11 protein-coding genes are annotated in these 13,455 nt (G+C 59.0%); 1 reads left to right on the top strand and 10 read right to left on the bottom strand.

Translation table 11 applies throughout. The annotated features are described in order from the left end of the window. Positions 1-175 precede the first annotated feature (175 nt). Both N7U68_RS13210 and N7U68_RS13205 read right to left on the bottom strand, forming a co-directional pair. The gene (locus tag N7U68_RS13210; protein ID WP_263047095.1) at positions 176-1,216 is read right to left on the bottom strand and encodes an acyl-CoA dehydrogenase family protein; all 1,041 of its coding nucleotides are present in this window, start codon (positions 1,214-1,216) and stop codon (positions 176-178) included. Continuing rightward, positions 1,213-2,364 carry an acyl-CoA dehydrogenase family protein gene (locus tag N7U68_RS13205; protein ID WP_263047094.1) on the bottom strand — a complete coding sequence of 384 codons (1,152 nt, stop codon included), beginning with the start codon at positions 2,362-2,364 and terminating at the stop codon, positions 1,213-1,215. Before N7U68_RS13205 ends, N7U68_RS13210 begins: the two co-directional genes overlap by 4 nt. A 114-nt stretch (positions 2,365-2,478) precedes the next feature. On the opposite strand from N7U68_RS13205, the gene N7U68_RS13200 reads away from it, so the two are divergent. Then, positions 2,479-3,426, top strand: a complete 948-nt coding sequence (locus N7U68_RS13200) for a LysR family transcriptional regulator (RefSeq protein WP_263047093.1) — start codon at positions 2,479-2,481, stop codon at positions 3,424-3,426. On the opposite strand, the gene N7U68_RS13195 is transcribed toward N7U68_RS13200, so the two are convergent. The 8 genes from N7U68_RS13195 to N7U68_RS13160 form a co-directional block, all read right to left on the bottom strand. Continuing rightward, on the bottom strand, positions 3,408-4,217 hold the full coding sequence (locus tag N7U68_RS13195) for an enoyl-CoA hydratase-related protein (RefSeq protein ID WP_263047092.1): 810 nt from the start codon (positions 4,215-4,217) through the stop codon (positions 3,408-3,410). The two genes, N7U68_RS13200 and N7U68_RS13195, sit on opposite strands and share 19 nt — an antisense overlap. Positions 4,218-4,276: 59 nt before the next feature. After that, the gene (locus tag N7U68_RS13190; RefSeq protein ID WP_263047091.1) at positions 4,277-5,503 is read right to left on the bottom strand and encodes a CaiB/BaiF CoA transferase family protein; all 1,227 of its coding nucleotides are present in this window, start codon (positions 5,501-5,503) and stop codon (positions 4,277-4,279) included. A gap of 2 nt (positions 5,504-5,505) precedes the next feature. Continuing rightward, entirely contained in the window at positions 5,506-6,210 is a 705-nt protein-coding gene (locus N7U68_RS13185; protein WP_165194795.1) for an ABC transporter ATP-binding protein, read from the bottom strand. Beyond that, complete coding sequence (locus tag N7U68_RS13180) at positions 6,203-8,008, bottom strand: branched-chain amino acid ABC transporter ATP-binding protein/permease (protein ID WP_263047079.1); 1,806 nt, start codon at positions 8,006-8,008, stop codon at positions 6,203-6,205. The genes N7U68_RS13185 and N7U68_RS13180 overlap by 8 nt, the downstream gene beginning before the upstream one ends. After that, positions 8,005-8,889 carry a branched-chain amino acid ABC transporter permease gene (locus N7U68_RS13175; RefSeq protein WP_165194799.1) on the bottom strand — a complete coding sequence of 295 codons (885 nt, stop codon included), beginning with the start codon at positions 8,887-8,889 and terminating at the stop codon, positions 8,005-8,007. Before N7U68_RS13175 ends, N7U68_RS13180 begins: the two co-directional genes overlap by 4 nt. A 75-nt stretch (positions 8,890-8,964) precedes the next feature. Continuing rightward, the gene (locus N7U68_RS13170) at positions 8,965-10,170 is read right to left on the bottom strand and encodes an ABC transporter substrate-binding protein (RefSeq protein WP_165194800.1); all 1,206 of its coding nucleotides are present in this window, start codon (positions 10,168-10,170) and stop codon (positions 8,965-8,967) included. Between the two features lie 58 nt (positions 10,171-10,228). Further along, positions 10,229-11,665 carry an aldehyde dehydrogenase family protein gene (locus tag N7U68_RS13165; RefSeq protein WP_263047090.1) on the bottom strand — a complete coding sequence of 479 codons (1,437 nt, stop codon included), beginning with the start codon at positions 11,663-11,665 and terminating at the stop codon, positions 10,229-10,231. A gap of 50 nt (positions 11,666-11,715) precedes the next feature. Next, positions 11,716-13,455 carry a GMC family oxidoreductase gene (locus tag N7U68_RS13160; protein WP_263047089.1) on the bottom strand — a complete coding sequence of 580 codons (1,740 nt, stop codon included), beginning with the start codon at positions 13,453-13,455 and terminating at the stop codon, positions 11,716-11,718.

Below are 13,455 nucleotides of genomic sequence, written 5' to 3'. Positions count from 1 at the left end.
CTGTGATGCGGGCGAAATGAAACGAGAGCTTTGAAATAGCTTCGCGTCAGAGCGAGACTGTCACGACGAGATGAGTTGGCAACATGTTTTATGCAGATAACGTCGTTATGCATAAAAGAAAGCCTCGGCGATTTACATCGCCGAGGCTTGGACCTTTGTTCAGAGTTTTCGTTCTCTACATGTCCGCCACGAACGACCATATATCGTCGCTCGCTTCTTTTCGGATTTTCTCACCTACCTTACCGTACCAATAACGTTCGCTTCCGAACTCTTCGCGCCAGCACCAGAGCCGACGGGTAAAGACGTGCAGCAGGCATTCGCGTGTGAACCCCATCGCTCCGAAACATTGATGACACGCGTCGGTAACAGGGCCGACGGATTCGCTGGTATAGCCTTTGGCGACGGCAGCGAGGAAGCCAAAATTGTCAGTACCCCATGCGTCGGCGGCCGCTGCCGAAATCCGGCGGCTTGCCCCGATATAGGCCGTGGCTTCGGCGATCATGTGTTGCACCGCCTGAAATTTGACCAGCGGGCGACCGAACTGACTGCGATCCTGCGTATACTGCACTGTCGTCTCAAGCGCATGTTCCATCGCTCCTGACATCTGACTGGCATGCAGCAAGGCACTGACATGCGCCAGATCAACGGGATTGCAAGACAGTTGCGCAGTCGCGATCACCTCTGCCGATGCAAGGTTCGCAACCATATCGCTCGGCTCATCCGCGGCATTTGCAGAATTCTCTACTGTGACACCCTCGCGATCCACCAGCGATACCCAGAGCGCGCCGTCCCGGGTTTCGGGCAACAGGAAATGGGTCGCAAAACGTGCAGAGCGCAGATTATGGACCGTGCCGGTGGCGGGTTGCGCCGGCTCGTCCGATATCAGGGAATCCATCGCCAGCATCGGCACGGCATCCTCGGCTATTTCAAACCCTGCCATGCCACATAACCAGTTTCCCAGCATGGCCTCGACCAACGGCAAATGGGATGCGCTGTATCCGGCGACATATGCCATTTCGCACATATCTTGAAAATCGCCGCCGACACCGCCCAGTTCCTCGGGCATCGCAACCCGGGGCAGGCCCAGCTCGCTCAGATTTGCCCAATCCCCTGTTGGCAGGTCGTCATGTGGCTGGTTTTCCCAGTTTTCCCGTATAGAGACATCAGCCAGAAACCTCTGGCACGTATCCTTCATCATTTGCTGCATATCGCTCATCTCAGACCAAGCTCCCTCGCAATAACGCTGCGTAGAATTTCACGGGCACCGCCCCTGATCGACCATGACGGCGCGCGCATCACGCTTTGCGTCAGGGACTGTGTAAATGCGTCGGCACCGGCGCCTCGTCGTGGGATAAAATCCACCAGTTCGCGGGCGCGTTCAGGGATTTCACGTTCAAATTTGGCGCCCAGATCCTTGACGAGGGACGCCTGAAGGTTGGCGGGCCGCCCGTTTTCGATCAGACTGGATACGCTGAGCGACATTTGCCGCAACGTACTCAGATGCGCGACCAACCGGCCGATTTCGCGGGTGCCTTCATTCGCACCCTTTTTGGCCAACTTAGTCTCAAGTGCCTGTAGCGTCTGAAAACTTGTCAAGAGACGATCCGGACCGGCACGTTCAAATACCAGTTCTGAAAGAACGACATCCCAGCCTTTGCCGACCTCACCCAGCACATAGTCATCAGGGACGAAACAATCGCTAAATACTTCTTCGGCAAACTCGGCATCGTTGTTGATATCGCGGATGGGGCGTACCTCGATTCCGCTCGACTTCATATCGACGATGAACTGGGTGAAGCCTTCGTGACGTTTATCTCCCTGCGGCGAGGTTCGTGCCAGCACCAGCAGGTAGTCGGTTTTATGTCCATTGGTGGTCCAGATCTTGGCACCGTTTATCAGCCAGCCACCATCGACCTTGCGCGCCGAGGTTTTCGCGGATGCGAGGTCCGATCCCGCATTCGGCTCACTGACACCGATCCCGAAAAAGCAGGTTCCGGCAACGATCCTTGGCAGAATTTCGCGCTGCACCTTGTCACTGCCGAAGCGGATGATCTGCATCGCGCTCTGACGTTCCGCCATCCAGTGCGCCCCACATGGCGCGCCGGAAGCCAGCAATTCTTCCATGACCAGATGGCGCGTTGCAAATGACTTTCCGCCTCCGCCATGCTCCTTGGAAAGGCTGACACCGATAAAGCCTTCGCGCCCGAGTTTGCGCGAGAAATCTGCGTCGAAATCGGTCCACGAACTCATCATCGGATCGAAGCTGCCAGCCGCGACCTCCCGACGCAAAAAGGCGCGCAGCCGCGCCTGCTCCTTACGGGCCTCATCGTCAATATTCAGCGGTGCAAATTCGGTAGTCAGCATCTGATCCTCAACGCGTTTTGTTCAAACTGTGACAGGATCATCATGCGTTTTCGACAGTGTCGAGACAAACGCGCTTTTCTTACAACTTTTCAAAAAAACTGATAGACGGGACCTATGAACAATGACCCTTTCCCCGACCTACCGCCCCTCGCGCTAAAGCATCTGCACTCGTTCGTCGTGGTTGCACAGTTCGGAAGTTTCAGTCAGGCAGCGGCGGCAATGTCGCGCACACCCTCGGCGATTTCGATGCAGATCAAGAGTCTCGAGAGCGTTCTGGGCTTTTCGCTTTTTGAAAGATCAACCCGTCATGTCCGGTTGACCGAGGACGGTCGCAAGCTCGCGGATGCAACGCGGCTGGCGCTTATCGGGGTCGAGACCACCCTGCGCAACGTGCGGCGAGAACGCGGCCTGAGCGATAACAGGATCTCCATCGGGTTTCTGCCCTCGCTGGCCGCCATGTATGTTCCGAATCTGCTGACCGATCTGGCCGCGCGATTGCCCGATCTTTCAGTCGATATCTACGAGGCCAGCTCGGAGAAACTGCTGGAAATGATCTCGTCCAACCAGATCGCGCTGGCTGTCGGACAGACAATGGATCACGTCGATCACCTGCAATTCGACCCGTTGAAGGACGAACCTCTCTTTGCGCTTCTGCGCAAAGATCTGATCCCGGCGCAAGGCGCCGAAACGCATCTGACACTGACAGAGCTCTGCGATGTTCCGTTACTATTGTTCGACCGTTCGACCGGTATGGGCCAACTCGTGCTGAAGGATATTGCAGCGGCCGGGCTGAGTTACACTACAAAGTATCAGTGCGTGAATGCCCATACGCTCGTCGCAATGGCCGAGGTCGGTCTGGGCGCTGCGATACTGCCGCTATCGGTGATCTCGGCCATTCCCTCAGAGGGGACGATTGCCCTCCCCATTGAACAGCCATCTCTCAAGCGTACGATTGCGCTTATCCGGCGCAAGGACGGTCATTTTTCAAGGCCGGGTCAGGCGGTGGCAAAGCGTATCAGGCGACTGATGTCGATGAATAACAATCACGATTCCAGACCCTGAAACCGCGGCGGCCGCTTTTCTGCGAACCCTGCCACCGCTTCGGCAAAATCGGCGCTGTTGCGGCTCTCCATTACTTCTTTACGGGCTGTCCGGATCGCAGTTTCATACTCCGCCAGCCAGCTCTCCCATATCTGGGCTTTGATCCGGCGCATCGCATCCGGCGAACACAGATCGAACATATCCCCGACCCGCGCGAGTGCGGCCGCCTCATCCGGCTCCGGGTCATCTAGCAGCGTGGCCAAACCATAGCTCGCAGCATCGCGCCCGGTGAACCTCTTGCCGCTTAACAACAACTCCATCGCGGCTGATGCACCGATAAGACGGGGCAACAGAAAGGCAACCCCCTCTTCCGCCGCCAACCCGAGACGCGGAAAAGCAAAGGACAGTTTTGCGTCGGAGTTCACAAGGCGGATGTCACAATGCAGCGCGATCGTCATCCCCACCCCGATCGCCGCGCCGTTAAGGAACGCGATGATCGGCTTAGGACATAGCGCAAAGTAGCTGAACCGCCCGATATAGGGCGCTTCTGTCGCATCGGCGCGCGCCAGCAGCTTCCCTTGCTTTTCATAGTAATCACCGGCCTTCACCGCCTTGAGGTCGGCTCCGGCACAAAACGCCCTGCCCTCTCCGGTCAACAGGATCACCTTTACGTCCGGGTCAACCGACGCCGCCTCTATTGCGTCACGCAGTGCGCCTTCCATATCCGGCGTCATCGCGTTCATGCTCTCGGGACGCGAGAATTTCAGGATCGTCACCCCTGCATGCGTACGAACGCTCAGGTCGTTTCTCATGTCATGTCCTTTCGCGAAATGCGGGCCGCGGCGTCTGGCCCTGTGCAGGCAATCCTGATCTAGCCAATGATCACCGCAGTTTCGATTAGGTGGTTGATACGTTCTTCGGGGCATCCGCTTTCTTCAAGGATTTCGCGAGTATGTTCACCCAGTCCCGGAGCGTGGCGGCGCAGCTGCCAATCTGTCTCGCTATCGCGAACCGGGCCCCGGCACACGCGATAAGCTCCCTCTGTCGGATGTTGCGCCGTTTCGAACATGTTGACAGCGACCAGATGCGGTTCGTCTATCAGATCGGACATCGCCGTGATTGGGGACGCCGGGATATTGTGATCACGGGCGAAACGGACCCATTCGTCGCTGCTTTGTAACGGCGTGATCGTCTCGGCCACCTTGTAGAGGGCATCAATGTTCAACGCCCGGTCGGCCAGCGTGCGGAACCTGTCGTCTTTCAGAACGCTTGCCTGGCCGCCAACCGTCAGAAAGTCGCGCCAGTTCTGATCTGTATAGGGCAAGATGCACACATAACCGTCGCTGGTGGGAAAAGGTTTGCGCATGGGGCTGATGCTGCGCGCCCATCCAAAATCCGACAGAGGCGGCTCGAACGCGGCGGCGGAAAAATTTTCCGCCAGATTGAACGCGACCATCGTTTCATACATCGGCACTTCGACCTCACAGCCGACACCATGGGTCGCGACCCGGAATGCCGCCGAGGCGATCGCCAGTGCCGCCATCTGGCCGACGATCTTGTCAGAGATCATCGAGGGCACATAGGCCGGTTTGCCGGTCGTGCGCTGAAACATATCAGACAGTCCGGAAGACGCCTGAATTACATCGTCATAGGCTGGGTCTTCCTGACGGGGTCCGCCCTCTCCGAAACCATACGTCTTGCACAGAATGATCTTGTCGTTGGCTTTGCGCAGATCCGCATATTCCAGCCCAAGACGCCGCGCGACGGCAGGCCGGAAGTTATGCAAAACCACATCGGTCGCACCGACCAAGTGGTTAAGCGCCTCGCCTGCGCCGTCCTTCTTGAGGTCAAGAACCACACTACGTTTGTTGCGGTGCAACGACATGAACAGGCCACTTTGTTCACGTGACCGTTGCGGACGATAATACCGGACCAGATCTCCGCCGGGCGGCTCGACCTTGATAACATCCGCGCCCATGTCCGCCAGAAGCTGGGTGGCGAACGGGCCCATAACAACCGAGCTGAAGTCAAGGATCCTCAAACCATTCAGAAATTGTCCCGACCCGGCGTCATGATCCTTTTGCGAAACAACAGTCATCATTAAATTCCCAGGTATGCTTTTCTGACGTGTGGGTTTTGCAGGAGAGCGTCGGCGTTGTCGGTGAGGACGATTTCTCCGTTTTCCAGGACGTATCCGCGGTCTGCGGCCTTTAGGGTGTGGAAGACGTTTTGCTCGACGATGAGCACGGTCGCGCCGGTTTTCACGATGCTATCGATCACGTCGAAGACCTGGCTTACGATGATCGGAGCGAGGCCCAGGGACGGCTCGTCGAACATCAGCAGGCGTGGTTTGGCCATCAGGCCGCGCGCGATGGCGACCATCTGCTGTTCGCCCCCCGAGAGCGAGTTGGCCTTTTGCTCCAGCCGTTCGCGAACGCGCGGGAACAGGTCCAGAACCTCGTCCATCAGCTGTGACTGGCTGGCGCGCGCGCCCTTGCGATAGGCGCCCATCTTGAGGTTTTCACCAACCGTCATGTCCGGGAACAACTGGCGTCCCTCGGGGATCATGGTGATCCCGAGTTCGACCACCTCGTGCGAACTGAGCCGGGTGATGTCCTGTCCGTCGAACCGGATCGTGCCTGCCGTCGGCTTGATCAGCCCCGAGATTGTGCGCAGCGTCGTCGTCTTGCCCGCGCCATTGGCGCCGACGATGGTGACGACCTCGCCCTCGGTCACGTTCAGTGACACGTCATGCAGGATGGTCGTCGCGCCGTAGCCCGCGTTGATGCCTGTCAGTTCAAGCATGGGTGAACTCCTTGCCAAGATATGCCTCGATCACCTGTGGATCCTCGACCACCGCCTGCGGCTTGCCCTCGGCGATCACCTTGCCCGAGCTCAGCACGATCACATGATCCGACAGCGACATCACCGCCTGCATCACATGCTCGATCGCGATAATCGACACACCCGTGTCGCGGATCGACAGCATCAGATCGATCGCCCGGCGCACGTCCGCCTGATTGATGCCTGCCATCACCTCGTCCAGCAGCAGAACACGCGGTTCCATCGCCATCACACGCGCCACCTCAAGCCGCTTCAGCCCGCCGATGGTCAGCGATGACGCCTCGGCATCCAGAAAGGGCGCCAGCCCCATCTTCTCGGCCGTGCGGCGCGCCGCCGCGCGCGCGTCGTTCACATGCGGATAGCGATGGAACGCGCCGACCATGATGTTTTCCTCGACCGTCATCGCCGCAAAGGGCTGCACGATCTGGAAGGTCCGCCCCACGCCCAGCGTGGCAAAGTCCGCCGGATTGGTCGGGCTGTGCCAGGTGCCGTCCGGACCGCGCACTTCGACCGTGCCGCTGTCGGCATCCATGAAGCCCGAGATCATGTTGAACAGCGTCGTCTTGCCCGCACCGTTCGGCCCGATCAGGCCCAGGATTTCACCCTCGCGCAGGGTAAAGGACACATCGTTGGTTACATGCAGGCCGCCAAAATGCTTGTTGAGGTTGCGAACCCGCACGATCTCTTCGCCCGGCTCGGGCGGGGTAAACGCACGCGCCTGTGCAGGCTCGGCCACCGCCGCCGCCTGCCCGCCAGCGTCCCGGCGCGCGACGAAGAACCGCCCGACAAGCCCCATCAGGCCGTTCGGAATGAAGATCACCACCAGCACCAGCACCACACCATAGACAAAACCGTGCAGCCCGATCGCCTCGGCCCCCAGCGCGCCGCGCGCAAATTCGGTGATCGGCACCAGCAGGACCGCCCCCAGCAGCGGCCCGAACACCGTGCCGATGCCGCCGATCAGCGCAAACATCGCGATCTGGATCGAAAACGCCAGCGAGAAGGCCGATTCAGGCTCTATAAAGGTCAGATACATCCCGTGGAACGTGCCCATCATCGCCGTCAGCGCCGCCGAGATGGCAACCGCGATCAGACGTACCTTGACCGTCGAGACCCCTGCCCCGCGCGCCGCGCTCTCGCGCTCGCGCGTCGCCACAAGCTGGAAGCCCAGCCGATGCGAGCGGATCCACCAGGCAACCGCCAGGATAAAGCACATCATTCCGAACGCGATGATCAGCGCTGGCAGGCGTTCTCGGAACACCATCCATTCCCAGCCGATGTTCAGCGGGATCATCATCCCCGTCGCCCCACCGGTAAAGTCGCGGAAGTGCAGCGCCAGAACCCGGAACACCTCCAGCAGCGCAATCGTCGACAACGCAAAGAAAGGCCCGTGCAGGCGGAAGCAAGGATAGCTGATGACCACCGCCACCGCAGCGGCGATCCCCGCCCCCGCAAACATGCCCAGCCACGGAGAGATGCCCATATTCGTCAGCATCACGCCCACATAGGCGCCGATCCCGTAAAAAATCGCGTGACCCAGCGAGAGTTGCCCGGCAAAACCGCCGACAATGTTCCAGGCCGTCGACAGACCCGCAAAGATGCAGATCGTGATGAAGATGTGATAGACGAACTGGTCGTCCACCACGACCGGCGTGATGAAGATCGCCGCCAGCAGCGCCAGCAACGCCAGCCCCGCCAATCGGGTGTGACCGGCGGTCCGGGACGCAGTGTCAGGTGAGATGTTCGTGCTGTCGCTCATGATACATGCGACAAGGTCTGCCGCCCTCCGAACAGGCCCTGCGGACGCAGGATCAAAATGAGAAGAAAGACTCCGAACACCGCGACTTCGCGCATGTCGGACCCGATGTAAAAACCCGAAAGACTATCGATCAGACCGATGATCATCGCCCCCAGAAACGCCCCCCCGATCGAACCGAGACCCCCCAGAACCACAACCACAAAGGCCGTCAGCACAAAGTAGGTGCCGATCCCCGGCGACGTCGGATAAAGCGGGGCGACCAGTGTCGCCGCAACCCCGACACAGGCCGCGCCGAGCCCGAAGGTGATCATGTAGACCCGGCTGACATTGATCCCCATCAACTGCGCGGCGGCCCGGTTCTGGGCCACTGCGCGAATGCCACGCCCGGCCTGCGTGTGCTGCAAAAAGAAGTGCAGACCGATCACCAGAACCACCGCAACGATGAACATCACGACCTGTCCCGTCAGCAGCCGGATCGACCCGATCTCGATCGAGTTGCGCAGCCCGTAGGACGGCGTCGAGGCGATATCGGCGCCAAACAGCAGCAACGCCAGATTGATCAGCGCCGTCGACAATCCGACCGTGGCAAAAATCTGAATGTCGTGATTACGCGCCGACATCAAAGGCTCGATCAGGAATTTCTGCGTCATCATCCCCAGCACAAACAGCAGCGGCGTCACCGCGACCACCGCCGCATAAGGGTGCACCCCCAGCTGCGTTGTGACCAGAAACGCAGCGTACATCCCGATCATCAAAAACTCGCCATGCGCAAAGTTCACAACTTTGACGATGCCAAAGATCAGCGTCAGCCCCACGCTGGTGATGGCAAAAAGCCCCCCCAGCATCAGACCGTTCACCACAACTTGAAGAAATACGTCCATCCCCGCGTCCCATCCTGTCCAGTAAGATGCAGGGGGCGGCCCGTTCAGGGCCGCCCCGATTGATCCCGAAAGGGATTACTTGTTCATCCGAAACTCTGCTGCCGCAGCATCATCCGGATAGACCGTCACCAGCTTGCCGTCCTGCCATTGCAGGCCCATCATCCGCGCACGCACGTTCTGGTTGTTCTCACCGAACTTCACACCATAACCCGCAGCGGTCGACCCCTCCGCAATGTCAATCCCGCGAACCGTCTCAAGAATCGTATCGGCCTCGAACCCGTCCGCCTCGTTCAGCGCCTGAAGCACCGCCATCGCACCCACATAGTTCGTCAGCGAGTGACCCGAACGCGGGGCGGTGCCGTATTTCTCCTGATATGCCGCCAGAAAATCGTCGATCCCCGGCGTGAACTCCTTGTTCACGATATACTGAGTGAAGTCGGTGTTCAGAACACCGTCGATCACGTCATGGCCAACCGCCTCGGCCGTCGGCTGCATCGAATAGCCGCCCCCGCCCCCGATGATCGCCAGTGGCTTGAAATCCGCCTCGTGCGCCTGCTGCAAAAACAGCACCGAATCGTTCTGATACGAACATTGCAGAACCACGTCCACGCCGCGCTGCTTGAGGTCCAGAACGATCGACGACATATCGACCGTCGACGCCGGATAGGACTGCTCGACGACGATGTTCAGGCCCTTCTCCTCGGCAAAACGCTTCTGGTGACCGGCCACCGACGTGCCATAGCTGCTGTCCTCGTGGATGATCGCGATCTTCAGGTCACCAGCCGCGACGCCCGCCCCCGGAGCCACCTTGTCGACGACCATGTTGATAATCGTCTCGCCCATGTTCTCGGCCGTCGGATTGACACGGAACAGATACTCAAGGCCGCGCCCCGTCACCTCGTCGGCAACCGCGCCAAGCTCAAAATAGGGGATCCCGTTCAGTTCGGCCACCTGGCTCGCCGCGATCGACCGCGACGACGAATAGCTGCCGAAAATCGCCTTGACCTCTTCGCGCGAGATCAACCGCCGCGCCTCGCCAATCGCCTGGTTGTTGTCCACAGCATCGCCACGCTCCAGCACGATCTGCTCGCCCTGGACACCGCCCGCCGCGTTCATCTCGTCAACCGCAAGCTCAAGCCCCCGCGCACTCTCCTCACCAAGCAGTGCCAACTGACCGCTGAACGGATAAAGCGCGCCAAAAGTCACATCCGCAAACGCTCCAGGCGCGCCCAAAATCGCACAAGCCGCAACCGTCGTCCGTAACATTACATCAAGTCTCATAGTCTCTCTCCTCCTCAGTTTAAAAATCGGATTATTCGTAAATCCGCCCCGTCATCCTTCAGTAGTTGACGTAGGCAGTTTTCACGGTGGTGTAGAATTCGCGCGCGTAGCTCCCCTGCTCGCGCGCGCCATATGATGACGCCTTGCGCCCTCCGAATGGCACATGGTAATCGATACCTGCCGTCGGCAGGTTGACCATGACGAGGCCCGCTGCAGAGCGGTGTTTGAAGTCCGATGCACAGCGCAGTGATGTCGTGCAGATCCCCGATGACAGGCCGAACGAGACGTCGTTCGCTATGGCCACCGCTTCGTCATAATCGTCAGCGCGAATGACCGATGCGACAGGACCGAATATCTCTTCCTGATTAATCCGCATGGTGTTTTCGGTTTCGCAGAACAATGCCGGCTGCATGTAAAAGCCTGGCGTTTCGCGGTGCAGAAGATCGCCGCCAAAAGCCAGTTCCGCGCCTTCCGATTTGCCGATTTCGACATAGTCGAGATTCTGCTGCAATTGTGATTTCGACACCACTGGCCCGATCTTGCTCGTGTCATCCAGTGCGTGACCGACTTTCGTTTCCTTCAGCGCTTTGGTCAGTGCCGCGACAAATTCATCGTGAATCCCCTTGGTGACGATCAGGCGGCTGGAGGCCGTACAGCGCTGTCCGGTGCCATAGAACGCGCCGTTGAGGGCCGCCGACACAGCCACATCGAGATCAGCATCGTCGAGAACGACCAGAGGGTTTTTGCCCCCCATTTCCGCCTGCACCTTGGCGCCTCGACTGGCGCAGGTAGAGATCACATGGCTGCCCGTGGAAACAGAGCCGGTGAACGTAACACCGTGGACGAACGGTGAATTCAAGAGCGTGTCACCGACAACGGAACCGCGTCCCATCACCAGATTGAAAACACCATCGGGCAGACCTGCACGGCTGAGCATTTCGCTTAGTGCCCAAGCCGAGGCAGGCACCAGATCGGCCGGTTTGAACACGACCGTATTGCCATAGGCCAGCGCCGCGGCGATTTTCCAAGCCGGGATCGCGATCGGAAAATTCCATGGCGTGATCACCCCGACCACACCGGTTGGTTCGCGCAGTATTTCCACATCTATGTTCTCGCGGACCGACGCAATCCGCTCCCCGGCAAGGCGCAAAGCCTCTCCGGCGAAGAATTTAAAAACTTGGCCAGCGCGGACGACTTCGCCGGTGGCCTCGCTGCGCACTTTGCCCTCTTCGCGGGCCAGAAGCTCACCCAGTTCGTCCTTGCGCGCCAGAATTTCGGTCCCGACCTTGTCCAGCGCGTCAGCACGACTCTGGATACTGGACCAGCGCCATTTGTCTTTGGCGACAAAGGCCGCGTCTATGGCATCGGCCATGTTCTGCGCATCACCGTGAGCGTAACGACCGACACAATCCGACGTATCGGATGGATTAATGTTGGAATTTGTCTCGGACGCTTCGACCCATTGGCCGCCGATGTAGTTCATGTTTTGTGTCATCATATCTGTCCGTGCAATTGCGACGAGGGGCTGGAATATGCCTGCCCGATTTATGGTTTTGTGTCGGCGAGGATATGATCGCTCATCTTTTCGCCGATCATGATGGTTGGGATATTGGTATTGGCCCGCGGCACAGCTGGCATGATCGATGCATCCGCTACCCGCAGCCCAGTCACACCATAGACACGGCCCGTCGGATCCACGACCGCATCCGGGTCTGTTTCGGACCCCATCCGGCAGGTGCATGAGGCATGCCACACACCATGCACGGACTGATGCACGAACCCGTCGAGCAATTCTTCATCCCCGAGCAACCGCTCGAGCGGCGGCCCTTCGAGAACGAGATGGCGCAACAGGTTCTTGCGCAGCCATGACGGCCCGTCGAGGCAGGTCGCCAGAATTTGAGTCAGAACCTTGTTCTTTACCGTGACGCGGTTTAGGTCCCGAACCCGTTCGCTGTAGCTGGAGGGGAACGTATGTTGGCTGACCTCCTGCATCGCAGGATGCTCGAACAGACGGGCCGACATTTTGACCATCTGCTTTAGTCGTTCGGTGTCACGGTAGTCCGACAGCATGTTGAAATCTGCATCGGGCGTCACTTCCGGGGACGGATCTGTAATCGTGACCTGACCGCTGGAGTGGGGCTTATTGATGAATCCGACCAACGACCCCAGTTGTTTGCCGACCGGGTGCCAGCCGGATTTGCTCAGGCCGAACATGTACATGTCGCTTGGTCCGCAATCGCGGACACCGGAACTGTAGCGCAATGCGACATGGATATGGCGCGCCAGTGTCTCAGGCAGGCGCGCAGGGGGATTGATAAATGCCGACACCGAAAGCGCCGGGTGTTCCTGTAGATTTCGCCCCACACCGTTGCGATCCGCGACAACGTCGACGCCTGCACTCTTCAACACATCTGCGGGACCGACCCCCGCGCGCATCAGCATTGCGGGCGAATGCAGTGCCCCCGCAGAAATAACGGTTTCGGTCGCGTTTATGCGCAAGGTGCCATCGGGTGTTAAAGCCTGCGCGCCGCGAAACTGTGTTCCGTTGCGTAACAGCCCGAGAACCGTGGTGTTTGGCAGGATGGTTAAGTTCGGACGGCGACGCGCCGAAGTGTCCAAATAGGCCGTCGCAGCCGATACCCGCCTATCGTAGGCATTTGAGATCGAAATAGGAAAGTAGCCGTCGCCAAATTGTGCGTTCTGATCCTTGAGCGCCTCGAAACCGGCCGCGTCGAAAGACGCTGCTACTGCATTCGAAAATTCGGGCCACGCATCCTGCGAGATGCGGCGCACCGGGATGCGACCTTCTTTGCCATGCAAGGGACCATCGTAATCCATGTCCCTTTCGAGCTTCCTGAAGTAGGGAAGTACATCATCCCACGCCCAGCCCTTGGCACCGAGATCGGCCCATTCATCATAGTCGAGCGGTAAGCCACGGTTCGCCTGCATATCGTTGATGCTTGAGCCGCCGCCCATAACGCGGGCTTGCTCGTAGCGGGTTTGTTTCTTGATGAAATCGGGCTTGTTCTGCGGCGAACTGACCCAAGTCACTTTGAGGTCGGGCCATGTATTCTTGGGATCAAAATAGGCCGCGCGCGGATAGCTGCTTAGCAACTCCGGCTCGACCCTGTCGGGCGGCTGATCGCGCCCTGCCTCGACAAGAACAACACGATTCTTCGGATCTTTCGAGAGCCGGTTGGCCAAAACACTGCCAGCGGACCCGCCTCCGATAACGAGGTAGTCGCATTCGATTGTCGATGTAGCTGATGATTGCATTGCAGCCAT

This window comes from Roseovarius pelagicus (assembly GCF_025639885.1).
Lineage (GTDB): Bacteria > Pseudomonadota > Alphaproteobacteria > Rhodobacterales > Rhodobacteraceae > Roseovarius > Roseovarius pelagicus.
This window is presented reverse-complemented; position numbering and strand designations above follow the sequence as displayed.

Bases quoted from the DNA above. Each gene is read 5' to 3' on its own strand.
- N7U68_RS13175 (WP_165194799.1), bottom strand. From the start codon at position 8,889: ATGGACGTATTTCTTCAAGTTGTGGTGAACGGTCTGATGCTGGGGGGG.
- N7U68_RS13200 (WP_263047093.1), top strand. From the start codon at position 2,479: ATGAACAATGACCCTTTCCCCGACCTACCGCCCCTCGCGCTAAAGCAT.
- N7U68_RS13195 (WP_263047092.1), bottom strand. From the start codon at position 4,217: ATGAGAAACGACCTGAGCGTTCGTACGCATGCAGGGGTGACGATCCTG.
- N7U68_RS13160 (WP_263047089.1), bottom strand. From the start codon at position 13,455: ATGGCTGCAATGCAATCATCAGCTACATCGACAATCGAATGCGACTAC.
- N7U68_RS13170 (WP_165194800.1), bottom strand. From the start codon at position 10,170: ATGAGACTTGATGTAATGTTACGGACGACGGTTGCGGCTTGTGCGATT.
- N7U68_RS13190 (WP_263047091.1), bottom strand. From the start codon at position 5,503: ATGACTGTTGTTTCGCAAAAGGATCATGACGCCGGGTCGGGACAATTT.
- N7U68_RS13165 (WP_263047090.1), bottom strand. From the start codon at position 11,665: ATGACACAAAACATGAACTACATCGGCGGCCAATGGGTCGAAGCGTCC.
- N7U68_RS13180 (WP_263047079.1), bottom strand. From the start codon at position 8,008: ATGAGCGACAGCACGAACATCTCACCTGACACTGCGTCCCGGACCGCC.
- N7U68_RS13210 (WP_263047095.1), bottom strand. From the start codon at position 1,216: ATGAGCGATATGCAGCAAATGATGAAGGATACGTGCCAGAGGTTTCTG.
- N7U68_RS13185 (WP_165194795.1), bottom strand. From the start codon at position 6,210: ATGCTTGAACTGACAGGCATCAACGCGGGCTACGGCGCGACGACCATC.
- N7U68_RS13205 (WP_263047094.1), bottom strand. From the start codon at position 2,364: ATGCTGACTACCGAATTTGCACCGCTGAATATTGACGATGAGGCCCGT.